General features: G+C 49.4%; 20 protein-coding genes and 1 pseudogene. 6 read left to right on the plus strand and 15 right to left on the minus strand.

Annotation, left to right across the window (positions count from 1 at the left end):
• Nucleotides 1-69: 69 nt before the first annotated feature.
• The 9 genes from prpF to recO form a co-directional block, all read right to left on the minus strand.
• On the minus strand, nt 70-1239 hold the full coding sequence (prpF, locus tag HMPREF2551_RS06595; RefSeq protein WP_070837979.1) for a 2-methylaconitate cis-trans isomerase PrpF: 1170 nt from the start codon (nt 1237-1239) through the stop codon (nt 70-72).
• A gap of 117 nt (nt 1240-1356) precedes the next feature.
• Entirely contained in the window at nt 1357-3963 is a 2607-nt protein-coding gene (gene acnD, locus HMPREF2551_RS06600) for a Fe/S-dependent 2-methylisocitrate dehydratase AcnD (RefSeq protein WP_070837981.1), read from the minus strand.
• A gap of 401 nt (nt 3964-4364) precedes the next feature.
• Nucleotides 4365-5519 carry a bifunctional 2-methylcitrate synthase/citrate synthase gene (prpC, locus tag HMPREF2551_RS06605; RefSeq protein ID WP_070837983.1) on the minus strand — a complete coding sequence of 385 codons (1155 nt, stop codon included), beginning with the start codon at nt 5517-5519 and terminating at the stop codon, nt 4365-4367.
• A gap of 84 nt (nt 5520-5603) precedes the next feature.
• Entirely contained in the window at nt 5604-6479 is an 876-nt protein-coding gene (prpB, locus tag HMPREF2551_RS06610; RefSeq protein ID WP_036490908.1) for a methylisocitrate lyase, read from the minus strand.
• A 764-nt stretch (nt 6480-7243) separates the two neighbouring features.
• Nucleotides 7244-7666, minus strand: coding sequence for a hypothetical protein (locus tag HMPREF2551_RS06615; RefSeq protein ID WP_070837985.1), 423 nt, complete (start codon nt 7664-7666; stop codon nt 7244-7246).
• Nucleotide 7667: 1 nt separating this feature from the next.
• Entirely contained in the window at nt 7668-8471 is an 804-nt protein-coding gene (locus HMPREF2551_RS06620; RefSeq protein WP_210400286.1) for an NUDIX domain-containing protein, read from the minus strand.
• 153 nt (nt 8472-8624) lie between these two features.
• A complete protein-coding gene (acpS, locus tag HMPREF2551_RS06625; RefSeq protein ID WP_003686416.1) occupies nt 8625-9002 on the minus strand; it encodes a holo-ACP synthase in 378 nt (125 codons plus the stop codon).
• Between the two features lie 88 nt (nt 9003-9090).
• On the minus strand, nt 9091-9819 hold the full coding sequence (gene pdxJ, locus HMPREF2551_RS06630) for a pyridoxine 5'-phosphate synthase (protein WP_070837989.1): 729 nt from the start codon (nt 9817-9819) through the stop codon (nt 9091-9093).
• A gap of 68 nt (nt 9820-9887) precedes the next feature.
• A complete protein-coding gene (recO, locus tag HMPREF2551_RS06635) occupies nt 9888-10631 on the minus strand; it encodes a DNA repair protein RecO (protein WP_070837990.1) in 744 nt (247 codons plus the stop codon).
• Nucleotides 10632-10770: 139 nt separating this feature from the next.
• Here recO and HMPREF2551_RS06640 point away from each other — a divergent pair, with 139 nt between their 5' ends.
• Nucleotides 10771-12228 carry a patatin-like phospholipase family protein gene (locus HMPREF2551_RS06640; RefSeq protein WP_070837991.1) on the plus strand — a complete coding sequence of 486 codons (1458 nt, stop codon included), beginning with the start codon at nt 10771-10773 and terminating at the stop codon, nt 12226-12228.
• Between the two features lie 100 nt (nt 12229-12328).
• Entirely contained in the window at nt 12329-13063 is a 735-nt protein-coding gene (locus tag HMPREF2551_RS06645) for an epoxyqueuosine reductase QueH (RefSeq protein ID WP_070837993.1), read from the plus strand.
• 51 nt (nt 13064-13114) lie between these two features.
• Here the strand turns inward: HMPREF2551_RS06645 and HMPREF2551_RS06650 are convergent, their stop codons facing one another.
• On the minus strand, nt 13115-13447 hold the full coding sequence (locus HMPREF2551_RS06650) for a stress response protein (RefSeq protein WP_070837995.1): 333 nt from the start codon (nt 13445-13447) through the stop codon (nt 13115-13117).
• A 393-nt stretch (nt 13448-13840) separates the two neighbouring features.
• On the opposite strand from HMPREF2551_RS06650, the gene nrdA reads away from it, so the two are divergent.
• The 4 genes from nrdA (at nt 13841) to yfaE (ending at nt 18521) form a co-directional block, all read left to right on the plus strand.
• Complete coding sequence (gene nrdA / locus HMPREF2551_RS06655) at nt 13841-16120, plus strand: class 1a ribonucleoside-diphosphate reductase subunit alpha (protein WP_070837997.1); 2280 nt, start codon at nt 13841-13843, stop codon at nt 16118-16120.
• Nucleotides 16121-16346: 226 nt separating this feature from the next.
• Nucleotides 16347-16598, plus strand: coding sequence for a hypothetical protein (locus HMPREF2551_RS06660; RefSeq protein WP_070837999.1), 252 nt, complete (start codon nt 16347-16349; stop codon nt 16596-16598).
• 384 nt (nt 16599-16982) lie between these two features.
• Entirely contained in the window at nt 16983-18116 is a 1134-nt protein-coding gene (gene nrdB / locus HMPREF2551_RS06665) for a class Ia ribonucleoside-diphosphate reductase subunit beta (RefSeq protein WP_004520359.1), read from the plus strand.
• Nucleotides 18117-18221: 105 nt separating this feature from the next.
• Nucleotides 18222-18521, plus strand: coding sequence for a class I ribonucleotide reductase maintenance protein YfaE (gene yfaE / locus HMPREF2551_RS06670; RefSeq protein WP_003686421.1), 300 nt, complete (start codon nt 18222-18224; stop codon nt 18519-18521).
• Between the two features lie 77 nt (nt 18522-18598).
• On the opposite strand, the pseudogene HMPREF2551_RS06675 reads toward yfaE, so the two are convergent.
• The 5 genes and pseudogenes from HMPREF2551_RS06675 to HMPREF2551_RS06695 form a co-directional block, all read right to left on the minus strand.
• Nucleotides 18599-19168: pseudogene (locus tag HMPREF2551_RS06675) on the minus strand (acetate uptake transporter).
• A gap of 135 nt (nt 19169-19303) precedes the next feature.
• Complete coding sequence (gene aroD, locus HMPREF2551_RS06680; protein ID WP_070838001.1) at nt 19304-20053, minus strand: type I 3-dehydroquinate dehydratase; 750 nt, start codon at nt 20051-20053, stop codon at nt 19304-19306.
• Between the two features lie 27 nt (nt 20054-20080).
• Nucleotides 20081-21922, minus strand: a complete 1842-nt coding sequence (gene uvrC / locus HMPREF2551_RS06685; RefSeq protein WP_070838003.1) for an excinuclease ABC subunit UvrC — start codon at nt 21920-21922, stop codon at nt 20081-20083.
• A 64-nt stretch (nt 21923-21986) separates the two neighbouring features.
• Nucleotides 21987-24758 carry a DNA gyrase subunit A gene (gene gyrA / locus HMPREF2551_RS06690; RefSeq protein ID WP_070838004.1) on the minus strand — a complete coding sequence of 924 codons (2772 nt, stop codon included), beginning with the start codon at nt 24756-24758 and terminating at the stop codon, nt 21987-21989.
• A 126-nt stretch (nt 24759-24884) separates the two neighbouring features.
• Nucleotides 24885-25367, minus strand: a complete 483-nt coding sequence (locus tag HMPREF2551_RS06695) for an acyl-CoA thioesterase (RefSeq protein WP_070814170.1) — start codon at nt 25365-25367, stop codon at nt 24885-24887.
• Between the last annotated feature and the right edge of the window lie 37 nt (nt 25368-25404).

A 25404-nucleotide genomic window follows, 5' to 3' on the forward strand; every position in this document is an offset into this window, starting at 1 on the left:
GCTACCCGACTAAAATCTGCTTATTTGGTTTTCAGACGGCCTTGTTGAATACTGCGGCCGTCTGAAAACTTAAAAGCAATCTTCCGGCACTCGGACTTGTCCTTCCATAATCACGCGTGCGCTACGACTCATGACCGCTTTGGTGGCCGTCCATTGTCCGTCCTGACATTCGACAGCTGCACCGACACGCAGTGTGCCTGACGGATGACCGAAACGGACTTCTTTACGCGCTCCGCCTCCGGCTGCAAGGTTGACCAGCGTACCGGGCACGGCGGCAGCGGTAGCGATGGCGACTGAAGCGGTGCCCATCATGGCGTGGTGCAATTTGCCCATGCTCAGCGCGCGTACCAATAAGTCGATGTCGGCAGCTTTGACGGTTTTTCCGCTTGAAGCGGTGTAATCGGCCGCAGGGGCGACAAAAGCGACTTTCGGAGTATGGGCGCGGGTGGCGGCTTCGGATACGTCGCTGATCAAGCCCATTTTCAGCGCGCCATACGCGCGGATGGTTTCAAATTTTTCCAGCGCCGCGGCATCGTTGTTGATGTCGTCTTGCAACTCTTTGCCTGTGTAGCCCAAATCTGCGGCATTCAGGAAAATGGTTGGAATGCCGGCATTGATAAGCGTGGCTTTCAGACGGCCTATATTCGGCACATCAATTTCATCGACCAAGTTGCCGGTTGGGAACATACTGCCTTCGCCGTCGGCCGGATCAAGAAATTCAATTTGTACTTCGGCTGCCGGAAACGTTACGCCGTCAAGCTCAAAATCGCCTGTTTCCAAAACTGCGCCGTTTTGCATCGGCACATGGGCAATAATGGTTTTGCCGATGTTTTTCTGCCAGATTTTGACGGTACACAGGCCGTCTGAAGGGATTTTGGATTTATCGACCAAGCCTTGCTCGATGGCAAATGCGCCCACGGCGGCGGTCAAATTACCGCAGTTACCGCTCCAATCGACAAAAGGTTTGTCGATGGAAACTTGTCCGAACAAGTAATCGACATCGTGATCGGCGCGTTCGGATTTGTCCAAAATTACGGCTTTGCTGGTGGACGAACTGGCGTTGCCCAAACCGTCAATCTGTTTGCCGTAAGGGTCGGGGCTGCCGAGTACGCGCAAGAGGATTTTGTCGCGTGCCTCGCCTGCTTCCTGCGCAGCAGCCGGCAGATCGGTGCGTTTGAAGAAAATGCCTTTGGATGTACCGCCGCGGTAGTAAACGGCTGGAATTTTAATTTGCGGCATTTCGAGTTCTCCTTTGTATTTCTAGTATGGTTTTTTCAGACGGCCTCTCAAACATTCAAGGCCGTCTGAAAACCTTTTTGAGCGTAGTCCGGGTATTTTGACGATACCCGATTTACCTTACGCTGCATTTCCTTCTAAGAAGTCTTGTGCGAAGCGTTGCAACACGCCACCGGCTTCATATACCAATACTTCTTCTGCGGTATCGAGGCGGCAGGTAACCGGAACTTCGACGGTTTCGCCGTTTTTACGGTGAATCACGAGGGTCAGGTCGCAGCGCGGTGTGCGTTCGCCGACAACGTCGTAGGTTTCCGTACCGTCCAGTTGCAGGGTGTGGCGGTTGGTACCCGGTTTGAACTGCAGCGGCAACACGCCCATACCGATCAAGTTAGTGCGGTGGATACGCTCGAAGCCTTCGGCAACAATCGCTTCCACGCCGGCGAGGCGTACGCCTTTTGCAGCCCAGTCGCGGCTTGAGCCTTGACCGTAGTCCGCACCGGCAATGATGATGAGCGGCTGTTTGCGGTTCATATAGGTTTCGATGGCTTCCCACATGCGCATGGTTTGGCCTTCTGGTTCAACGCGTGCCAGTGAACCTTGGCGTACGCTGCCGTCTTCGTTTCTTACCATTTCGTTAAACAGTTTCGGATTGGCGAAGGTTGCGCGTTGGGCGGTCAAGTGGTCGCCGCGGTGGGTTGCGTAAGAGTTGAAGTCTTCTTCAGGCAAACCCATTTTTGCCAAATATTCGCCTGCGGCACTGCTGGACAAAATCGCATTGGACGGTGAGAGATGGTCGGTGGTGATGTTGTCGGGCAAAATCGCCAGCGGACGCATACCGCTCAATGTGCGTTCCCCTGCCAATGCGCCTTCCCAGTAAGGCGGGCGGCGGATATAGGTGGACATTGGACGCCAGTCGTACAACGGGCTTGGTGCTTTTTGCGCTGTGCCGGTGTCGAACATCGGGATATAAACGTCGCGGAATTGTTTCGGTTTCACATATTCGGCAACGATGGCATCGATTTCTTCATCGGTAGGCCAGATGTCTTTCAGGCGGATTTCTTTGCCGTCTGCAACGCCGAGTACGTCGTTTTCAATATCGAAACGGATGCTGCCTGCCAGTGCGTAGGCAACGACCAACGGAGGCGAAGCGAGGAAAGCCTGTTTCGCATACGGATGGATGCGGCCGTCGAAGTTGCGGTTGCCTGACAATACGGCGGTAGCGTACAAATCGCGGTCGATGATTTCTTTTTGGATTTTCGGATCCAGCGCGCCGCTCATGCCGTTACAGGTGGTACATGCGAAGGCAACGATACCGAAGCCGAGTTTTTCCATTTCAGGCAGCAGGCCTGCTTCTTTCAAATAGATTTCGGCTACTTTTGAACCCGGGGCAAACGAAGATTTCACCCAAGGTTTGCGTTGCAAGCCGAGGCGGTTTGCATTACGTGCCAACAGCGCGGCGGCAACAACGTTGCGCGGATTGGAAGTATTGGTACAGGAAGTAATCGCGGCAATAATCACTGCACCGTCAGGCATTTGGCCGTCTGAAGGCTCTTCGTAAGGTTTAGCCAAGCCTTTGCTGGCCAAATCGGCGGTCGCAAAACGGGCATGCGGGTTACTTGGACCTGCCATATTGCGCGTTACGCTGCTTAAATCAAATTTCAATACGCGAGGATAAACGGCGGTTTTCAAGGCGTCTGCCCACAAGCCTGCGGTTTTGGCGTAGGTTTCCACCAATTTCACTTGCGCATCGTCGCGACCGGTCAGTTTCAAATAATCAATGGTTTGCTCATCAATAGCGAACATCGCGGCAGTTGCGCCGAACTCAGGGGTCATATTGGAAATGGTGGCACGGTCGCCGATGGACAGACTTCTTGCACCTTCGCCGAAGAATTCGACAAATGCGCCAACCACGCGCTCTTTACGCAAGAATTCGGTCAGTGCCAACACGATGTCGGTGGCAGTAATGCCCGGCTGGCGTTTGCCGGTCAGCTCAACGCCGACAATATCAGGCAGACGCATCATGGAGGCACGGCCCAACATTACGGTTTCGGCTTCCAAACCACCCACACCTACGGAAATCACGCCCAATGAATCGACGTGCGGCGTATGTGAGTCAGTACCGACGCAGGTGTCAGGGAATGCCACGCCGTTTTTGACTTGGACAACCGGCGACATTTTTTCCAAATTGATTTGGTGCATAATGCCGTTGCCCGCAGGAATCACGTCCACATTTTCAAATGCGGTTTTTGTCCAGTTGATGAAGTGGAAACGGTCTTCGTTACGTCTGTCTTCGATTTCGCGGTTTTTGCGGAAGGCATCAGGATCGTAACCGCCGCATTCAACGGCCAAAGAGTGGTCGACGATGAGCTGGGTTTGCACCACCGGATTCACTTTGGAAGGATCGCCGCCTTTTTCGGCAATTGCATCACGCAGGCCCGCCAAATCCACCAACGCTGTCTGACCCAGAATATCGTGACACACCACGCGCGCCGGATACCAAGGGAAGTCGATTTCCTGCTTTCCCTCAATCAGTTGGCCCAGCCAGCTTTGCAGTGTAGGCAGGTCGACTTTGTCTGCGCGGTTGACCAAGTTCTCAGCCAAGATACGGCTTGTATAAGGCAGCTTGTCGTAAGAGCCTGGTTTGATGTCTTCACACGCCTGACGCGCGTCGTAATATTCCAAATCCGTACCGGGCAAAGCTTTGCGGTAGCGTTGGTTGGCAGTCATGTCGGTTCTCCTAAATCTATTCTTTTTTTGGTTTTGGGGTTTCAGACGGCCTGTTGATTTGGACCTTCAGGCCGTCTGAAACCATAAATTCTGTTTTATTGCTTGTTGTCTGAAATCTATTCGCGGTATGAAAAAAAATTGCTGCTCCGCTACCATCATTCCCGTATAGACGGAAATCCAAACTTAAATCTTTTAACACTCTTTACAGCAGAACATTTCAACTTTTGAATTTCTGCCTGTATGGGAATGACGACAGCAGAGCAGCATGTTTTCCAAACGGCCGGCTCTCTCTCTCGCATACTGCACTAGGCCGTCGAAAAACGAAAACTTAATTTATTCATTGTTTTCAAACGGCATTTCGAGATGGGGCGGGCTGGCGGCCCACCCTGCTGTTACGCGTATCAGCGATTTTCAATCTCCACGAATGCCAAATCTTCAGGGCCTGTGTAGTTTGCGCTTGGACGGATGATTTTGCCGTCTTTGCGTTGCTCGAGAACGTGTGCGCTCCAACCGGTTGTACGGGAAATCACGAACAGCGGTGTGAACATAGCGGTCGGTACGCCCAATTTTTGGTAGGAAACGGCGGAGAACCAGTCCAGATTCGGGAACATTTTTTTCTCTTCCCACATCACGCTTTCCAAGCGTTCGGCAATGTCAAAGAGGCGCATATCGCCGGTTTCTTTGCTCAAACCGCGTGCCACTTCTTTAATGACAACGTTGCGAGGGTCGGAAATGGTGTACACCGGATGACCGAAACCGATCACGATTTCTTTACGGCCGATGCGTTCGCGGATGTCAGCTTCAGCTTCGTCGGCATTGCGGTAGCGTTTTTGAATATCGTAAGCCACTTCGTTCGCGCCGCCGTGTTTCGGACCTTTCAATGCGCCGATGGCGCCGGTGATGCAGGAATACATATCAGAGCCTGTACCGGCAATCACGCGGGCGGTGAAGGTTGACGCGTTGAACTCATGCTCCGCATACAGAATCAGTGAAACGTGCATGGCTTTGATGTGTGATTCGCTCGGGCGTTTGCCGTGCAACAGGTGCAGGAAATGGCCGCCGATGGTGTCTTCGTCGCTTTCAACGTCAATGCGTTTGCCGTTGTGCGAATATTGATACCAATACAACAAGATGCTGCCGAGGCTGGCGATCAGTTTGTCGGCGATGTCGCGCGCTTCACTTTCCGGATGGCTTTCACGTTCAGGATGAACGCAGCCCAGCATGGATACGCCGGTACGCATCACGTCCATCGGATGGGTATGTGCAGGCAGGCTTTCCAAAACTTTAATCACACGGATAGGCAGGCCGCGCATGGATTTGAGCTTGGTTTTATAAGCGGCCAGCTCGAATTTATTGGGCAGATGGCCGTGAATCAGCAGGTGGGCGACTTCTTCAAACTCGCATTTTTGTGCCAAATCCAAGATGTCGTAACCGCGATAGCTCAAATCGTTGCCGGTACGGCCAACGGTACACAATTCGGTATTACCGGCCGCAACGCCGGAAAGCGCAACGGATTTTTTAGGTTTGAAAGTCGGGGTTTGAGTAGTTTCAGTCATGGTATTTCTCCTTTGTATTTTTATGGGTTTTATTTTTCAGACGGCCGATGCGGATTTGTTGAAAGGCCGTCTGAAAGCGGTTACTTATTTTTGAAACAATTTATCCAGTTTTTGCTCGAAGGCATGATAGTTCAGATGCTCGTACAGCTCGGCACGGGTTTGCATACTGTCAACCACCGCCGCCTGAGTGCCATCGCGCATAATCGCTTCATAAACATTCAGAGCGGCTTTGCTTGCGGCGCGGAACGATGACAGCGGATACAGAACCAGCGATACGCCGTTTTCAGCCAGCTCGCTTTGGGTATAAAGCGGCGTTGCACCAAATTCGGTAATGTTCGCCAACACAGGGACTTTCACCGCGTCCGCAAATTGGCGGTACATGTTCAAATCGGTCATGGCCTCAGGGAAAATCATGTCCGCACCGGCTTCCACGCAAGCTTGGGCGCGTTCGATGGCGGCATCCAAACCTTCTACCGCCAGCGCATCGGTACGCGCCATAATCACAAAGTTCTCATCAACGCGGGCATCTACGGCAGCTTTGATACGGTCGACCATTTCATCTTTAGAAACGATGGCTTTGTTCGGACGGTGGCCGCAGCGTTTTTGTGCTACCTGATCTTCGATGTGAACCGCTGCAACACCAGCGCGTTCAAAGTTACGAATGGTACGGGCAATATTAAATGCACCGCCCCAACCCACATCGATGTCCACCAGCAGAGGCGTATCCACGTTATCCGTAATGCGTCGCGCATCGATCAGCACATCTTCCATTGTGGTGATGCCCAAATCAGGGATACCGCAAGAGCAGGCTGCCACGCCGCCGCCGGACAGATAAATCGCCTTGAAACCGCTTTGGGTGGCCAATCGCGCAAAATAAGCATTGACGCAACCGACGACGGCAAGAGGATTCGATTCTTTTACGGCTTGACGGAAACGCGCTCCGGCAGAGTGTTGGCTCATCATATTTCTCCTTTATAGACTTTTATCAGTATCAATCGGCCGGTTCGGTTTTCTCTAAACCAGAAACGAACCGTTTAAAAAGAAACAATCGTTTCAAAAACTGTTTTCAGACGGCCTATAAAATTTCCATTATCAACCATCTAAAAATTTAAAATTAATAAAAACAAATAGTTATTAAAAACAATAAATACAATAAGGCTGAAGCGGAGGTATCTGTTTTTTAAATATTATTAATCAGTATATGAATGTAAACGGGGACAAGAAGTTTTAAAACCCGAAGTGTTTGTGGGAATGCGGAAACTGGATTCGGGTTGAGAGCCTTCAGACCGCCGCGACTGGCAATAAGCAGACGATGACGGGATCGGCGGAGAGGGGAGAAAATCTATAACAAGAGAGAGTGGTTTGATACAGATTCATGATGATGTTCCTTTGTAGTGCGATGTAGTTTTTATTTATGGAAACAAATTTAAAAAATAAAACAGGTCTTGTCAAACACTTTTTTCAAAAAATTTATAAAAAATTCAGTTGCTAATAAATGATTCTTTAGCAACAAACATAAAAAACAGACAGTCCCTGCCACATCAAACCCTGATGTAGCCTGGCTTCTGTCCGTTTTGTATTTTGGGTTTATAGTCAGAATGATTGTAAACAATCCATCAAAAAATAATTTATAATTGATTCATTTATAAGGAATTTTTTAATACGTTATCTAAAAAATTAGATTTTTTTAGCCTATGGCCGTTCAGACTGCCTCTATCGGATGGCTACTTCGCGCTAAATGCCGTCTGAAAAGTCTGTTTGCCGACGGTAATATCGGCAGTGTAATCATGGCGGCCCTCGACACAAAACGGCAAGCGGATTTGCAAAGCCTGCCAGCTTCGCGGAGATTGTTGCGCCAGATTATAGCGGTTGAAGCCCATGTCCATGTTTTTCATACTGAAACTGATACTGACCGCCCCTGTATTTTGCGGAACATTCTCTATCACGATATCAAACGGCTCGTGCGTATTGATGGATGTCGCACGCACTTTTGAACCGTCAGGCAGGACGCAGCCTTGTGTTAAATTACATTCGACTACTTTCGTTTTTGATTGCTGTTGCTGCCACCAATCCAAGAGCAGCAGTTTGGCCGCCGCAAACACAATCAGTAAAACAGCGGCAATCAAAAGCTTTTGATTTTTACTCATTTCAGACGGCCTCAATGTCATTATCGGTCAAAACGGCATGCGCACCCATGCTCTGCCACTGTTCGCGATAAATGGAAACCAGACTTTCCGGAGCTGCCACAATCAGCGGCATCGCCACGCCTTGCGCCAAAATATCGGCAACTTGCCCGGCGGCCGCTTCATCAGCCACTTTCCAAACAACGGCATCCGCATTTTGCACCTGCCGCCATTGTTCGGCATTTTCAATGATTGGCCACGCGCTGGGCGCTTCTATCGGCTTGCCTTGTTGCCAATCGGCAAATTCCAACAATACGGCAGATGCGCTTTGATGCTGAGCCGACATATACGGCACAACATGATATTCGCCCATGCTGTTTTGACCGCTGAATCCGCTTTTCAGACGGCCTTGAAGCCGGCGCGGAATGGATAGGGAGCGTAACAATGCGCTATTGGCTGGCAGCATCGGCGCAACGGTAAAATCCCCGGCCTTTTGCCATGCCCATTTCTGCCCTTCCCTCGATTGGATTTCGCCCGTCCATTGGTCGGCTTCCACCCATAAAAAATGCAGGCGTACATGTGCATGTTCGTAGGAATGGACTTTGGTCAGCCACGGCGTAGCGGCAAGGATACGGATACCGAGTTCTTCTTCAAACTCGCGTTGCAAGGCTTGAAAATCGCTTTCGCCTGCCTCAACCTTGCCTCCGGCAAATTCCCAATAGCCGGCATACGGTTTGCCCTCTGGGCGCGAACTGAGCAGGTAGCGGCCGTTTTGGTCGAGCAAAATTCCGGCAACCACTTGTACCAATGGACGTGTGTCTTCAGTCATCATGAGCTTATTCTTATATGCGGCAGGCGGCAACACCTGCCGATTTATGCGTAAAAAAACGATGTCGGGCCTATACGCCCGACCTTCAACAAATACCCAATCCTTCAGGCCGTCTGAAAAGGATTTTCTATTTCAGAATACTTAAATCCGGCCTTATTTTTCCGCAATGACAAAAGCCATAACAGTATCCTCTTCATCGCTCATACTGAGATGGCAGCTTCGGATACCCTGTTCTTCCAGCCATTTGGTCAAAGCCGGTGCAAAAAACAATTCAGGTTTGCCCAATGCGTCATGTCCGACACCGATATTGCGAAAAGACACCACGCCGCGTATGCCCGTACCGACGGCTTTGGCAAAAGCCTCTTTGGCGGCAAAGCGTTTGGCAAGATAGTTGACCGGTTTGCCTGCCTGTGGAAACTCCAACAGCTCTTCCGGGCTGAGAATGCGTTGCGCAAATGCCAGTCCGAATTTTTTGTTCAGGCGGATAATGCGTTTGAGGGAAACAATGTCTGTACCGATTCCGTAAATCATGGGTCTGCTCCTTGTTTAAATAGTCAGGCCGTCTGAAAGTGTGGATACCGGCCAAAGCCAATTGCCTTAGTCGGTATGGCTGATGCCGTTAAGGCAGCATTCTGGCTCTGAACATGACTTCCTTCATTTGGCGGACAGCTTCTGGCAAGCCGAGGAAGAGTGCTTGGGAAATCAGCGAATGGCCAATGTTCAACTCACGGATGGCGAGAATTTGGGCAATCGGCGTAACGTTGTGAATGGTCAGGCCGTGTCCGGCGTTGACGATCAAGCCCAAATCGCTGGCGTAATGCGCGCCGTTTTGAATGCGCTCGAATTGTTTCATCTGCTCGGCGTGGCCGTGTGCATCGGCATACGCACCGGTATGCAACTCGATAACGGGCACGCCGACATCATAAGCGGCTTGGATTTGCGCGTTGTTGGCATCGATAAACAAGGACACGCGGATGCCTGCGTCGGTCAGGATTTTGGTGAATTCGGCCACTTTATCCTGTTGCGCCAATACATCCAAACCGCCTTCTGTAGTCACTTCTTGACGTTTTTCAGGCACGAGGCATACATCTTCCGGCATGACGTTAAGCGCGTTTTCCAGCATTTCTTCCGTCAGCGCCATTTCCAAATTCAGACGCGTGCGGATGGCGTTTTTAACGGCGAACACGTCCGCATCTTTAATATGGCGGCGGTCTTCACGCAAGTGCATGGTAATCAAATCTGCGCCATGGGTTTCTGCAATCAGCGCCGCTTCGACAGGGCTGGGATAAATCGTACCGCGCGCATTGCGGACGGTGGCAATATGGTCGATGTTTACGCCTAACAACATAATAATGTCCTTTCATTAAGGTTTCAGACGTCCTGAGCCTTTATCTATCAAAGGCCGTCTGAAAATATTCAACTGCCCAAACAAAGCTGTTGCAACTGCTGCAAAACCTGCCGAGATTTGACGCCCTCGGGCAGAAGGTTGTCAATCAAAAGCCGCGTTACTTTCAAAGCCTGCCCCAGACTTTCCTGATGAACGAAACTGCCTTCCCTCAAATCGATTAAAGTCACACCCAATACGGCAACGCCCTTATTGAGCGCATGGAAACGGTCGGCCTCTGCCAGGGGAACTACAGCCTCTTCCGGTGTGAGCCAATAAGTTTCTTCGCCGTTGATTTCATTGCCGTTGCCATCGTGGAACAAATCGGGGGCAAAGCCCAAGCGTGTCAACAACGTCCATTCAAAACGGCGCAAAGCGGCAATGTGGTTGGCCTCGCAACAGATGGTTTTCATGGTTTCCGCCAAAACATCGTAAAGCTCGGGCAATGGGTCTTCACGGACGGTCAATTTCAGCATCAACTCGTTCACATACAATCCGCTGAATAATGCCCTGCCCTGCGGCTGCGGCCAACCGCCTATCCATTCGGCGCGATGCAGGGTCTTCAACTCTTGCGAGCCATACCAAGACGCACTCACCGGTACAAACGGCACTAATACGCCGCGCAATTCGCTCTGTCGTTTACGCGCGCTTCTAGCCAACAAAGCCACCCGCCCATAACGGCGGCTGAAAGCCTCCACCCACAAGCTGCTCTCGCGCCACGGGGCGGAAGCAAGCAGAAAGATAGGTTCGTGGTTGATGCGGTTCGGTTGCGCCATAAGGGTTTGGAAAGATAAAGATTGTGTCGATTATAACGGAAAATCGACACAAAAGGCCGTCTGAAAGGCCTGCTTCTGTAAACAACGCCTGAAAACCTTTATAATCCGTTTTCAATAATTTTCCGATTTTGTTGACTTTATGCCGAAATTCCCGCTCAAATCCACGCTTTCCATACTTTCTCTCGCCCTGTTATCCGCCTGCTCCTTGGTGAAATACCAACCCGTTGCCGGTATTGATGCAGTCGATTTGAAGCAAGGCTACCGCTTTGAAACCAGCAAACTCCAGCGGGAAGACGATGACGATACCTTGATTGTCGTCATGTTTTCAGGCGGTGGAACGCGTGCGGCGGCCTTGGGTTACGGCGTTTTGGAACAGCTTAACCAGCAGCAGGTAACCATCGGCGGTAAGAGAAAATCCTTGCTGGCCAACGTCGATGTCGTTGTCGGCGTATCCGGCGGATCGGTTTTAGCTGCCTATTTCGCATTAAAAGGCGAAGAAACCATCCCATTGTTTTACAAGCGTTTCCTGCATCAAAACTTCCAACGCCAAGTCATCAAACAAGCCTTTTCCATGTCCAACCTGCCCCGACTGGCCTCGCCCGAGTACGGGCGCGGAGATTTGTTGCAGGAGCAGTTTGAAAACTATCTTTTCGGCAAGGCCACTTTCCGCGATTTGGAAAAACACGGCAAAGGCCCGTTTGCCATCATTTCCGCCACCGATATGGGCATAGGCGAACGCTTCAACTTCACGCAGGAATACTTTGATCCGATGTGTATCGACCTGGGCAACCTCCGCATCGCCCGCGCCGTCGCCGCATCCAGCTCCGTCCCCATAGTCTTTGCACCGATCACCCTAAACAACAACGGCGGACGCTGCAACTACACGCCGCCGATCAAAATCGAAGACGCGGACGACAGCGAAACAGGCAGACAACAAAGCCGCACCATAAAAGAATTTTACGAGCGTTTCCAAAAATACGCAGACGGGAAAAACCGACCCTACATCCACCTGATAGACGGCGGCCTGACTGACAATCTGGGCATGCGCAGCCTTTTGGATATGACGGAAATGTATCCGGAAAAAATCCTGACAAACAAAATCCTGCAAAACAACATCCGCCATATCGTTGTCATCAACGTCAATGCGCAAAACCAAGTCAGCAGCAATTTGGACAAAACCGCGGCCGTTCCCGGTTTCCGCGACGTTGTCTCCTCTATCGTCAATATCCCCATCGACCAAAACTCGCAAGAATCCCTGCGCCGTTTCCGCGCCTTCGTCGATCAGTGGAATAAAGACAAACAAACCGACGGCATCAGCTTCTCCTTCGTCAGCCTCAACCTCAAAGACCTCCCTCCTTCCGAGTTAAGGGAAAAAGTATTGAACATTCCGACCAGTTTTTATCTGCCGCCGGAAGACGTGGACAATCTGCGTACCGCCGCAGCCGAACTGATGAAGCAATCGTTGGACTACCGCAACCTGCTGACAGAATTTGCAGCGCACCACAATCCCGATGCTATCTTTGCCGAACCGCCGCCGGACGCTAAAGATTTCAAACCGTTAAACGAAAAAGAAACACAGAAACAATCTGTTCCATAAAGTATTGCTCTGTTAAAATAGACAAATAGATTTCAACCCCTTCAGACGGCCTCAGAGATAAAGGCCGTCTGAAACAAAATATCAAAAACAGAATACAACCATGACCGAAAAAACCACGCCTATCGTTACCAATATCGACCGCCCCATCCTCGTTCCGCCCGGCGGTCATAAAAAAGTCCTGCTGCATTCCTGCTGCGCCCCGTGCAGCGGCGAAGTAATGGAAGCCCTGCTTGCCAGCGGCATCGACTACACCATTTATTTTTACAACCCCAATATCCATCCGCACAAAGAATATATGCTGCGCAAAGAAGAAAACATGCGCTTTGCGGATAAATTCGGCATTCCCTTCATCGACAAAGACGACGACTACGAAAACGACCGCAAAGAATGGTTCGCCAAAGCCAAAGGCATGGAATTCGAACCCGAACGCGGTATCCGCTGCACCATGTGTTTCGACATGCGTTTTGAAAAAGCGGCCCAATACGCCCATGAAAACGGCTTCCATGTATTCACCAGCTCACTGGGCATTTCACGCTGGAAAGACATGAAACAGATCAACGGCTGCGGCCATCGCGCTGCCGAGCCCTACGATGACTTGGTTTATTGGGATTTCAACTGGCGCAAAGGCGGCGGCAGCGCACGCATGATTGAAATCAGCAAGCGCGAACATTTCTACCAACAAGAATACTGCGGATGCGCCTATTCCCTGCGCGACTCCAATGCCCACCGCAAATCGCAAGGCCGCATCCCCATCAAGCTGGGCGTGTTGTATTACGGTGATGAATCCACTCAATACGAGCCTCAAGCCGAAAGCAAAATCATCGTTGAGAAATAAAAATCAAAGGCCGTCTGAAACCTTCAGACGGCCTTTATTCAAATCAGCCGATTAACGGCGGCGGAATTTGCCATGATCAAAATCATCAAATGCCCGATAAGCGGCTTGGCATTGGATTTTTTGTTCGGCATAAGGCAAACTGCGGAACGCTTTTGCCGCTTTTCGGTTTTCCTTCAGCTCGGCCTTGTTGCCCTTGTAGCGATACCAAGCGGCACGGCGCTCAAGGTATTGCCTGCAGGCAGGATGCAATTTATTTTTCTCCGCATGCTGGTGTTTGCTCGCTTGAGGGCCATGCGGCTTGGCCGCCACCTCGGCAGAATAAGCACCCAAACTCAATATGGCAACCGCCGCCAGTGCGGAACCTAAATTTTTCAGCATCAACATGATTCGCCTCCTAAGTAGTTTTTCCATTATATGTTTCGCTTGGTACACCGGCAAAACGCCTATTTTTTACATGACAAAAAATGTGGTTAATTACTACATCATACTACTTGCTTTGCAAAATTTAACACACCTTCCATTTAGACGAAATCTGAATATAAATCTCTTTATTTCATAAGCCTCTAGAAAAATTTTGAACAAATGTGATGCAAACACAAAATAATGCCTGACTGCCACAAACCCACATAAAACCTAGCCTGAGCCATTCCCCTCTTTAATCAACCCCTGAAAAAAGCGCATTGTCAAGTCTAGTTAAACAAAGAAAAATACATTATATTGTGCCGTTCAAAGCAATCACATACCGTATCTTGTGTTTTTTAATGGGAAGACTGAACAATGAATGCAGCAACGAATATTAAAGTAACCAAACGCGACGGACGCTTGGAAGATATCAATTTAGACAAAATCCACCGCGTTGTTACTTGGGCGGCAGAAGGCTTACAAAACGTCTCCGTATCGCAAGTCGAGCTTAAATCACATATTCAGTTTTACAACGGTATCCGTACCGACGATATCCATGAGACCATCATCAAGGCCGCGGCCGACCTGATCTCACAAGATACGCCCGATTATCAATATCTGGCCGCCCGCCTCGCCATTTTCCATCTGCGCAAAATCGCTTATGGCGAATTCGAACCGCCTCACCTCTATGATCACGTTAAAAAACTGACCGAAGCAGGCAAATACGACCGCCATATCATCGCAGATTACAGCCGCGAAGAATTCGACGAGCTGGATGCCTATATCGACCACAGTCGCGATATGACCTTCTCTTATGCTGCCGTAAAACAGCTGGAAGGCAAATATCTGGTTCAAAACCGCGTTACCCGCCAAATTTATGAAACGCCGCAGTTTTTATACATTTTGGTGGCCATGTGTCTCTTCAGCAAATATCCGAAAGAGACCCGTTTGGATTACGTCAAACGCTTTTACGATGCCGTTTCTACGTTTAAAGTATCGCTGCCGACCCCGATTATGAGTGGCGTGCGCACGCCTACGCGCCAGTTCTCAAGCTGCGTATTGATTGAATGCGACGACAGTCTGGATTCCATCAATGCCACCACTAGCGCGATTGTGAAATACGTTTCCCAACGTGCGGGCATCGGCATCAACGCCGGACGTATCCGCGGTTTGGGCAGCGAAATCCGTGGCGGTGAAGCGCAACACACAGGCTGTATCCCATTCTTCAAAATGTTCCAAGCAGCGGTTAAATCCTGCTCGCAAGGTGGCGTACGCGGCGGCGCGGCAACCTTGTTCTACCCATTATGGCATATCGAAGCCGAAAGCCTGTTGGTATTGAAAAACAACCGCGGCGTAGAAGACAACCGTATCCGCCAACTGGACTACGGCGTACAAATCAACCGCCTGCTGTACACCCGCTTGATTAAAGGCGGCAACATTACCCTGTTCTCGCCGAATGAGGTTCCAGGTTTGTATGATGCCTTCTTCGCCGATCAAGACGAATTCGAGCGCCTCTACACTCAATACGAGCAAGACCCAAACATCCGCAAACGCACTTTGCCGGCAACAGAATTGTTCTCCACCCTGATGCAGGAGCGCGCCGGTACCGGTCGCATCTACATCCAAAACGTTGACCACTGCAACACGCACAGCCCGTTTGATCCGCGCGTTGCGCCTGTTCATCAGTCCAATTTGTGCATGGAAATCGCCCTGCCGACCAAACCGCTGGACAACATCAACGACGCAGAAGGCGAAATTGCCTTGTGTACCTTGTCCGCCTTCAACTTGGGCGCATTGAACAATTTAGACGAACTGGAAGAGCTTGCCGATTTAACCGTGCGCGCGCTTGATGCCTTGCTGGATTACCAAGACTATCCGATCGAAGCCGCTCGCACCGCGACCATGAACCGCCGCACGCTTGGCATCGGCGTCATCAACTACGCCTACTATCTGGCGAAAAACGGCGTCCGTTACAGCGACGATTCCGCCCTCGGCCTGACCCACCGCACCTTTGAAGCCATGCAGTATTACCTGCTCAAAGCATCGGTAAACCTTGCCAAAGAATACGGCGCATGCCCGCTGTTCAACCAAACCGTTTATTCGCAAGGCAAACTGCCTATCGACACCTACAAAAAAGACTTGGACGCCGTGTGCAACGAGCCTTTGCACTACGACTGGGAAAGCCTGCGCGCCGACATCGTCAAATACGGCCTGCGCAACTCTACCCTGACCGCACTCATGCCGTCTGAAACCAGCTCGCAAATCGCCAACGCCACCAACGGCATCGAGCCTCCACGCGGCCTGGTCAGCGTTAAAGCATCAAAAGACGGTATTTTGAAACAAGTCGTACCGGAATTTGAAACCCTGAAAGACGCCTATGAAACCCTGTGGCAGCTTCCGGGCAACGAAGGCTACCTGAAACTCGTCGGCGTAATGCAAAAATTCGTCGATCAATCGATTTCCGCCAATACCGCCTACGATCCGAACAAATTTGAAGGCAGCAAAGTTTCCATGAAACAAATGCTGAAAGACCTGCTGACCGCCTATAAATATGGCGTCAAAACCCTGTACTACCACAACACCCGCGACGGTGCGGACGATACGCAGGCCGATATTCAAGATGATGGCTGCGCGGGCGGGGCTTGTAAGATTTAAAGGAATGATAAGATTTGATATTAAATTTTAATTAATTGGTAGATTAAAATAAATAAATAAATAACCATTGTCATTCATGCGCAAGTGAGAATCCATCGATAATATCAAAAAGTCTTTGTTTGAAAAGAAATTACTGAATTTCAAAAATGGATTTCCACCTATACCAGAATGAAGGCCTGGTGAATGCTTATTTAAATTTACTATACATTAGGGAAGGATTAATACAATGCGTCATAAAGATAAATTGATTTTAGAAGATGGTGATACTATACAAAGGTTATTGCCTACTAGTTTTGGTAAACATTTAGGGCAAGAGGAAACAGATTTGTATGAGATTAGAAATAAAGAAGGCATTGTAACTAGTGAAGTTATAGTTATAGAACATACAAATACAAAGAAACCATTTAATACAACTATTCATATAATGCAAAGGCATATTGAAAAGGGGGTTGTAGTTGATAAAATTATAAGGAACTAATATGAAAATTTTATTTCCTATTATTTCGGCATTATTCATTTTTGGATGTGCAAGCTACAAAGATCATAGTAAAACTAACTCTAATCATGATTCTTATTATAAGTCTATCGATATGAGTAAACCTGTTTATGTCAGGGGATACTTCCGAAAAAATGGTTCTTATGTCAGACCTCATACACGTAGCTATCGCAGAAGATAGTTGAGTATTTTCAATATGTTATATTGTTCAAAACGATAATTAGTGATTAAATTTTAATAAAAGGTTTATTTTTTTATTTAGATTACCTTATCTTATTTATTTAATTAGAAAGCCGTCTAAACTATATTAAGTTAATCAATTCAAACTTATCTCGAGAAAAACCCATGTCCTGCGAACACCTAGTCATGTCATACAGCACCTTTTCTAAGACAAAAAACGACGCGCTGAAAGAGCCGATGTTTTTTGGTCAGCCAGTAAATGTCGCCCGTTATGACCAGCAGAAATACGAAGTATTTGAAAAACTGATCGAAAAACAATTGTCTTTCTTCTGGCGTCCGGAAGAAATCGACGTATCGCGCGACCGTATTGACTACGCCAATCTGCCTGAACACGAAAAACATATTTTCATAAGCAATCTGAAATACCAAACCCTGCTCGATTCGATCCAAGGCCGCAGCCCGAATGTTGCGTTCTTGCCTTTGGTGTCTATTCCCGAGCTGGAAACGTGGATTGAAACGTGGAGCTTCAGCGAAACCATCCACTCGCGCAGCTATACTCATATCATCCGTAATATCGTGAATGATCCGTCAGTCGTGTTCGATGATATTGTGCAAAACAAATACATCATCGCCCGTGCTGAAGACATTGCCTGCTATTACGATGATTTGATTGAATACACTCAGTATTACAATCTGTTGGGCGAAGGTTCGCACAATGTCGGCGGCAAGCTTGTTACTGTATCTTTACGCGAGTTGAAGAAAAAACTCTATCTCTGCCTGATGTGCGTCAATGTATTGGAAGCCATCCGCTTCTACGTTTCATTCGCCTGCTCGTTCGCCTTTGCCGAGCGCGAATTGATGGAAGGCAACGCCAAAATCATCAAACTGATTGCCCGCGATGAAGCCCTGCATTTGACCAGTACCCAGCATATGCTCAACCTGATGCGCGCCGGTGCCGATGATCCTGAAATGGCTGAAATCGCGAATGAATTGCAGGACGAGTGTTTCAACCTCTTCAAAAAAGCAGCCGAGCAGGAAAAAGAGTGGGCGGCCTATCTGTTTAAAGACGGTTCGATGATTGGCCTGAATAAAGAGATTCTGGCGCAATACGTTGAATACATTACCAATCTGCGTATGCAGGCGGTTGGCCTTCCTGCCGGATTTGAAGGTGCGACCCAAAATCCGATTCCTTGGATCAACGCATGGCTATCTTCTGACAATGTACAGGTTGCGCCGCAAGAAGTGGAAATTTCCTCTTACCTGATTGGTCAGATTGATTCGGAAGTCAATGCCGACGATTTGGGCGATTTCGAGCTGTAATTGAACATTCGGTTTTATGATTAAGGCCGTCTGAACGGTGTGGCAGAAATCTTTGATTTCGTCTTTACACCGTTTCAGACGGCCTTTCCAATCCAAACAAATCATATGGCACTCATCAGCACACACGACAAAACCTTCCAACTCCAACAAGGCGAAACCTTATTGGAGGGTTTGGAGCGCACCGGACACGAGGTTGAATACCAATGTCGCAGCGGTTATTGCGGTTCGTGCCGGGTCAAAATCTTGGATGGAAAAGTCTCTTATGATAATTTTCCGCTCGCTTTTGTCGCACCCGGAGAAATTTTGCCGTGCTGCTGTCGGGTTACCGAAGACATCAAACTTGATTGTCGGGAACGCATCAAAGAGCCGGATTTATTTGATGTCGATTTATTTGAAGACAAATAAAAAATGCCGTCTGAACATTATGGCCGAAATCTTCGATTTCATTTCCACCGTTCAGACGGCATTTTGTATGACAAAGCTTATTTACACTCGCAAACCGGCAAAACTGTTTTGCCGAAAGATTCGTTAATGACTTCCGCAGCGGCCAAGTAGAATGCACCAAGTGCAGTTACCAAGCCTAAACAACCGCCGATATGGACGATGCTATGATTTTCCATGCCATCGCCAATGCCCAGGGCAAAGAAAGTCAGTGTCAAGAAAAAGAAAATACCGCTCAATACTTTAGGCTTGGTCAAGGCGGCCACAAACATCATCAGCGAAAACATACCCCATGCGCAAAGATACCAGCCGATAAATGCCGGAACTGTTTCACCTTTGAAAAAGATGGTAAACAAAGCCCATGTCCATCAGAATGCGCCATAGCTGATAAAAGCGGTAAAGCCAAACGTATTGCCTTTCTTGAACTCAAACATACCGGCAATAACTTGGGCGATACCACCAAAGGCGAGAGCCATGCCCAAAACTAAGCCGACACCTTCTTGAGCAGTAAAAAAGCCGCCGTTAATCAGACTGAGCAACCAAGTTGTCAATGCAAAGCCGCACAAGCCGACAGGACCTGGGTTCGCCAGGTTTTCTTTAGTAGTAGTCATTTTATTTCTCCTCTAGTTATTAGAAATAGGAAGCCCATTGTTACAGGTTTTATTTAAAATTAAAAGAAATAAATTTAAAAAAATCAGGCCGTCTGAAAAATATTTTTCAGACGGCCTTGAATATTAATAATTAAACTATCCCAAAATTGCCAAGATTTTCCTCAAATCATTAGCATCAATTTGGCCGGGGGCCGACGTTTTTTGTGCTGCACCAAAGGTAACGGCTGAACCGAAAGTCGAACCGGCCAAGCGGCTGATAGCTCCGGTTTTACCCATGGACATGGTAATAATCGGGCTGTCGATAATTTGTGAAGCATCATATGTCGCCTGCAACAGGGTCAACACATCTTGCGGCGATTGCGGCATAACGGCAATTTTGCAGATATCCGCGCCCCACTCGGCCATTGTTTTCAGACGGCCTGTAATGTCTGCCAAAGACGGCGTGGCTTGAAAATCGTGATTGCAAAGCAAGGCGGCAGCTTGATGTTCATGTGCCAAGGCAATGGTTTGTTTGACGCCGCCCTCCTCGGCAAAAAGCTCGATGTCGATAATATCGGCTTGTTTGGAACAGATGATTTTTTCCAATAATTCAAAATAATAGTCTTCCGAACAAGGCGTATTACCGCCCTCTTGCGCCCTTCTAAACGTAAACAGCAAAGGTTTGGTAGGAAAAGCCTGTCGGACAATGCCTAATTGCTCGGCAATAAATTCGGCATTAAGCGCTGCTTGGAAAAAATCCGCACGAAATTCAATGATGTCAAAAGCCGTCTCTTTTAATACGCGCAAAGCCTGCTCCAATTCCTGCGTATTGGCGGCCACCAGCGGCACGGCAATTTTAGGCAGGCCTTTGCCGATCTCGATATTTTTGATGATGACAGATTTCATATTGTTCCTTTTTGCTGTTCAAGCCAATCAGTGCAGATGCTCGTAAATGGTTTCCGCCAAGGCTTTGCTGATGCCTTCCACTTTTTCCAAGTCCTCGCGGCTGGCTGCAATCACGCCGCGCAGGCCGCCGAATCGGGTGAGCAATGCTTGGCGGCGTTTGCTACCTATACCGGGGATTTCGCTGAGTGAGGAAGTAACGCGCGCTTTATCACGTTTTTTGCGGTGGCCTGTAATGGCAAAGCGGTGCGATTCATCGCGTACGGTTTGCAATAAATGTAAAGCCGGGCTGTTGGGCGGCAGGCGGAAAACTTCGCCGGTAAAAGGCAATATGAGTTCTTCCATACCGGCTTTGCGTTCTGGGCCTTTGGCGATACCGACCAAAGGAATGTGCAGCCCGAGTTCTTCCCATACCGATACGGCTACGCCGATTTGCCCTTTACCGCCGTCAATCAACACGACATCCGGCCATTTGACGGCTTCGCCGTTGGCTTCGGCTTCCTGCATTTTGCCGTAACGGCGCGTCAACACTTCGCGCATGGCGGCGTAGTCGTCGCCGGGTTTGGCGGTCGTGATGTTGTAGCGGCGGTATTGCGAAGGCTGGATGTTTTGTTCATCGTACACAACGCAGGACGCAATCGTGGCTTCGCCTTGCGTGTGGCTGATGTCGAAGCATTCGAGGCGATTGAGGCCGTCTGAATCCATGCCGAGGATTTTGGCCAGTTCGTCGATGCGGTGTTGCTGGCTGCTTTGTTGCAGGCGGCGTTGTGCAATCGCCATTTGTGCGTTTTGTTCCGCCATTTTCAACCAGACTTTGCGTTCGCCTATGGTTTTGGTCACGAACTGCATCTGTTTGCTGTGTTCGCCTTCCAAGGCCTCTTTCAGCGCATCAGGAACGGGAAAGTTGCTGATGATAATGTCGGGTTTGCTTTTGCCCAAATAATGTTGGGCGACAAAGGCTTCAGCGTAATCTTGTCCGTTTGGCTCCGGATCGTTTTTAGTGTCGGGGAAAAAGCTTTTATCGCCGACATGCCGTCCGCCGCGTATGCTGACCCAGTGTACGCAGACTAGGCCGTCTGAAACCGCCAGCGCGAGCAAATCGATATCGTTGGGATTGTTCGGATTTTTGCTGTCGATAAACTGATTACTCTGCATGATACCGAGCGCTTGAATTTGATCGCGGTAACGGGCAGCTTCCTCAAATTGCAGATTGGCGGCGGCGGTTTGCATTTTGTGTTGCAAGGTACGCGTCAGCTCGTCGGTTTTGCCATTAAGGAAAGTCGCGGCTTCACGCACGCTGTCGCGATAATCTTCTTCGCTGATGTGGCCGACACAAGGCGCGGTGCAGCGTTTGATTTGGTAAAGCAGACAAGGACGGTCGCGATGCTCGAATACGCTGTCTTCGCAGGTACGCAACATAAAGACTTTTTGCAACACTTGAATGCTATCGCGCACGGCGTTGCTGTTGGGATACGGGCCGAAATATTGATTAGGCTTCTTCAGCGTGCCGCGGTAATACGCCATTTGCGGATATTGATGGCCGCTGAGCATCAAATAAGGATAGCTTTTGTCATCGCGGAAAAGAATATTGTATTTCGGCGACAGGGCTTTGATGAAGTTGTTTTCGAGAATCAGCGCTTCGGCTTCGGAACGCGTGATGGTGGTTTCGATGTGGTGAACCTGTTTTACCATCAATGCGATACGCGGCGAATGGTCGTTTTTTTGGAAATAGCTGGAAACGCGCCGCTTGAGATTGACCGCTTTGCCGACATACAAAACATTGTTGTCTTCGTCAAAAAAACGGTACACGCCCGGCAGATTGGGCAGATTTTTCAGGAAAAGAGGTAAATCGAACGGTTCGGTTGCGCTCACGGGATTTTCTTTTGGAATAAGCAGGCCGTCTGAAAATGTTTCAGACGGCCTTTTTCATTGACGTTTAAGATTCCTGAGACGGAGTATCTTCAGTTTCTACCACTTGGTTTTCAGCTGCATCGCTTTCCAAAGCGGCTTCATCTTCAGCCTCTTCGGCCACACGCTCCAAGCTGACCAAGGTTTCGCCTTCATCCAGATTAATCAGGCGGACACCTGCGGCAGCACGGCCTGTCTCGCGGATTTGCTCAACTTTGGTACGAATCAGGACGCCGCCGCTGGTAATCAGCATCAGGTCGTCGGTTTCGCTGACCAAAGTGGCGGCAACCAAATCGCCGTTGCGCTCGCCGGTATTGATGGCGATATTGCCTTGGCCGCCTTTGTTTTTACGGCTGTAATCGGCAATCGGGGTTCGTTTGCCATAGCCGTTGGCCGTAGCGGTCAATACTTGCAAATCACTTTGCTCGGCTTCGGGGGCGAAGGTAATCAGGCTGACAATCTTACCATCGGCCGGCAGGCGCATACCGCGCAAACCGCCGCTGCCGCGACCGGACGGACGGACACCATGTTTGCCGCTTGGCAATGCGTTTTCGGCATTTTCATCATCCAGGCCGTCTGAATCTTCGTTTTCGGTTTCGATATCGGCATCTTCCGCTTCATCGTTACCGGATTTTTCCCAATATTCGTTAAAGCGGATGGCTTTGCCCAAGTTGGAGAACAACATAATGTCGTCCGCACCGCCGGTTTGCGCTGCGCCGACCAAGTAATCGCCTTCTTTAAGCGCAATGGCTTTGATGCCTTGGCTGCGGACGTTTTTAAACGCAGACAGCTGGACTTTTTTCACCATGCCTTGTGCGGTAGCGAAGAAGACGTATTGGTCTTCCGGGAACTCGCGGACGGCCAAGATGGCGCTGACTTTTTCGCCTTCTTCCAATTGGATGACGTTGTTAATCGGACGGCCGCGGCTGTTGCGACCGCCTTCCGGCAGTTTGTACACTTTAATCCAATGGCACTTGCCCAAATTGGTGAAGCACATCAAATAATCATGCGTATTGGCAACGAACAAGGTTTCGATAAAGTCTTCGTCTTTGGTGGCCGCCGCCTGTTTACCTCGTCCGCCGCGACGCTGCGCCTGATAATCGGTTGTCGGTTGGGTTTTGATATAGCCGCCATGAGTCAGGGTAACGACCATTTCACGTTGCGGAATCAGGTCTTCATCGGCGATATCACCACCGAATGGATTGATTTCGCTGCGACGCTCGTCACCGAAGTTGGCTTTAATATCTGCCAATTCTTCGCGGATGATTTGGGTAACGCGTTCAGGTTTGGAAAGAATATCCACGAAATCAATGATTTTACTCATCAGATTTTTATATTCGCCGACAATTTCTTCCTGATCAAGGCCGGTCAGGTTACGCAGGCTCATGCGCAGGATGGCATCAGCTTGTAATTCGCTCAGGTAATACCCTTGGCCATGCAGGCCCAAATTCTCTGGCAAGCCTTCAGGGCGCATCATTTGCAGGTCCAAATCCGTACGGCTGAGCATATCTTCAACCAAGCTGCTGCGCCATGGGCGGGACAGCAATTTTTCTTTAGCTTCCGGCGCATTGGCAGATTCTTTGATTAGACGGATGATTTCGTCGATATTGGACAAGGCTACCGCTTTACCTTCGGCAATATGGCCTTCATGACGCGCTTTTTTTAGGCGGAACAGGGTACGGCGGGTAACAACTTCGCGACGGTGGCGCAGGAATTCTGACAGGATTTGTTTCAGGTTCAGCAAACGCGGCTGGCCGTCAACCAAGGCCACCATGTTGATACCGAAGCTGTCTTGCAGCTGGGTCAATTTGTAGAGTTGGTTCAAAACGACTTCGGCATTTTCATTGCGTTTTAATTCGATTACGACACGCATACCGGATTTGTCGGACTCGTCGCGCAGGTCGGATACGCCTTCCAGCGTTTTTTCACGTACCAATTCGCCGATTTTCTCAACCAGCTTGGCTTTGTTTACTTGATATGGGATTTCATCGATTACAATGGCTTCGCGCTCGCCGTTTTTGCCGATAGGCTCGATATGGGTTTTACCGCGCATGACCACGCGGCCGCGGCCGGTTTTATAGCCTTCGCGCACGCCGCTCAAGCCGTAAATAGTCGCACCGGTCGGGAAATCGGGCGCTTGGATGATGTTAATCAGTTCGTCGATTTCTGTTTCAGGCTCATCCAACAAGCGCAGGCAGGCATTGATGGTATCACCCAAATTGTGCGGCGGGATATTGGTTGCCATACCGACGGCAATACCGGACGAACCGTTGACTAGCAGCGCGGGGAAACGGGTCGGCAATACCAGCGGCTCATGTTCGCTGCCGTCATAGTTGGGGCCGAAATTAACGGTTTCTTCTTCAATATCCGCCAACATTTCATGAGAAATTTTTTCCATGCGGATTTCGGTATAACGCATGGCTGCCGCGGCCAATCCGTCAACGGAACCGAAGTTACCCTGACCGTCGATCAGTACATAACGCATGGAAAAATCTTGCGCCATGCGGACGATGGTGTCGTAAACGGCTGTATCACCGTGGGGGTGGTATTTACCGATAACGTCGCCGACGATACGCGCCGATTTTTTATAGGCGGAATTCCAGTTGTTTTTCAACTCGTGCATCGCGTACAACACGCGGCGGTGTACCGGCTTGAGACCGTCGCGGACATCCGGCAGGGCTCGACCCACAATCACGCTCATGGCGTAATCGAGGTAGCTCTTGCGCATTTCGTCTTCAAGGCTGACAGGCAGGGTTTCAAGTGCAAATTTATGGTCGTTGCGGATGGTTGCGTCGGTCATGATTATCTGTAATTTCGTATGGCAAAAATCTTGTTGATTCTACCACAAAACAAGCGGTTTATGGCTTTTGCGTGAAGGCCGTCTGAAACAGGATTTCAGACGGCCTTCATTATTTAATAACTTTATTTAACTGCTGCAAGAATCTTCATCGGAAGCCTGCAAACTCAATGCTTTGCGCTTTTTAGCCTTTTCATAACGGCAACGTTGGCGCGGTGTATTGATTTCCAAAGGCGGCACAGCAACCGGCTTGCCGTCTTCTACGGCAACCATGGTGAAGTAGCAGCTGTTGGTATGGCGCACTTCACCGGTGCGGATGTTTTGCGCTTCTACACGGATGCCGACTTCCATAGAAGTGCGGCCGGTGTAGTTAATGCTGGCGTAAAAGGTTACCAGTTCGCCGACATGGATAGGCTCTTTAAACAAAACTTTATCGACAGACAAGGTAACGCAGTAGTTGCCGCTGTATCGGCTGGCACAGGAATAAGCGACTTGGTCGAGCAAGCGCAATAATTCGCCACCGTGGACGTTGCCGCTGAAATTTGCCGTATCCGGCATCATCAGCTCGGACATAATGAGTTCGTGAGAAGGAAGTTGGCGTGCTTGTTCCATAGTTTGGCCTCTTGAAGTGGTTTGTTTTTAAGGCCGC

Origin of the sequence: Neisseria sp. HMSC066H01 (assembly GCF_001837375.1) — a bacterium.
Classification (GTDB): domain Bacteria; phylum Pseudomonadota; class Gammaproteobacteria; order Burkholderiales; family Neisseriaceae; genus Neisseria.

What these genes read in the sequence shown, in the direction of transcription:
- prpF (WP_070837979.1), bottom strand. Translation starts at nt 1,239, where the DNA reads ATGCCGCAAATTAAAATTCCAGCCGTTTACTACCGCGGCGGTACATCC.
- acnD (WP_070837981.1), bottom strand. Translation starts at nt 3,963, where the DNA reads ATGACTGCCAACCAACGCTACCGCAAAGCTTTGCCCGGTACGGATTTG.
- prpC (WP_070837983.1), bottom strand. Translation starts at nt 5,519, where the DNA reads ATGACTGAAACTACTCAAACCCCGACTTTCAAACCTAAAAAATCCGTT.
- prpB (WP_036490908.1), bottom strand. Translation starts at nt 6,479, where the DNA reads ATGAGCCAACACTCTGCCGGAGCGCGTTTCCGTCAAGCCGTAAAAGAA.
- HMPREF2551_RS06615 (WP_070837985.1), bottom strand. Translation starts at nt 7,666, where the DNA reads ATGAGTAAAAATCAAAAGCTTTTGATTGCCGCTGTTTTACTGATTGTG.
- HMPREF2551_RS06620 (WP_210400286.1), bottom strand. Translation starts at nt 8,471, where the DNA reads ATGACTGAAGACACACGTCCATTGGTACAAGTGGTTGCCGGAATTTTG.
- acpS (WP_003686416.1), bottom strand. Translation starts at nt 9,002, where the DNA reads ATGATTTACGGAATCGGTACAGACATTGTTTCCCTCAAACGCATTATC.
- pdxJ (WP_070837989.1), bottom strand. Translation starts at nt 9,819, where the DNA reads ATGTTGTTAGGCGTAAACATCGACCATATTGCCACCGTCCGCAATGCG.
- recO (WP_070837990.1), bottom strand. Translation starts at nt 10,631, where the DNA reads ATGGCGCAACCGAACCGCATCAACCACGAACCTATCTTTCTGCTTGCT.
- HMPREF2551_RS06640 (WP_070837991.1), top strand. Translation starts at nt 10,771, where the DNA reads ATGCCGAAATTCCCGCTCAAATCCACGCTTTCCATACTTTCTCTCGCC.
- HMPREF2551_RS06645 (WP_070837993.1), top strand. Translation starts at nt 12,329, where the DNA reads ATGACCGAAAAAACCACGCCTATCGTTACCAATATCGACCGCCCCATC.
- HMPREF2551_RS06650 (WP_070837995.1), bottom strand. Translation starts at nt 13,447, where the DNA reads ATGTTGATGCTGAAAAATTTAGGTTCCGCACTGGCGGCGGTTGCCATA.
- nrdA (WP_070837997.1), top strand. Translation starts at nt 13,841, where the DNA reads ATGAATGCAGCAACGAATATTAAAGTAACCAAACGCGACGGACGCTTG.
- HMPREF2551_RS06660 (WP_070837999.1), top strand. Translation starts at nt 16,347, where the DNA reads ATGCGTCATAAAGATAAATTGATTTTAGAAGATGGTGATACTATACAA.
- nrdB (WP_004520359.1), top strand. Translation starts at nt 16,983, where the DNA reads ATGTCATACAGCACCTTTTCTAAGACAAAAAACGACGCGCTGAAAGAG.
- yfaE (WP_003686421.1), top strand. Translation starts at nt 18,222, where the DNA reads ATGGCACTCATCAGCACACACGACAAAACCTTCCAACTCCAACAAGGC.
- aroD (WP_070838001.1), bottom strand. Translation starts at nt 20,053, where the DNA reads ATGAAATCTGTCATCATCAAAAATATCGAGATCGGCAAAGGCCTGCCT.
- gyrA (WP_070838004.1), bottom strand. Translation starts at nt 24,758, where the DNA reads ATGACCGACGCAACCATCCGCAACGACCATAAATTTGCACTTGAAACC.
- HMPREF2551_RS06695 (WP_070814170.1), bottom strand. Translation starts at nt 25,367, where the DNA reads ATGGAACAAGCACGCCAACTTCCTTCTCACGAACTCATTATGTCCGAG.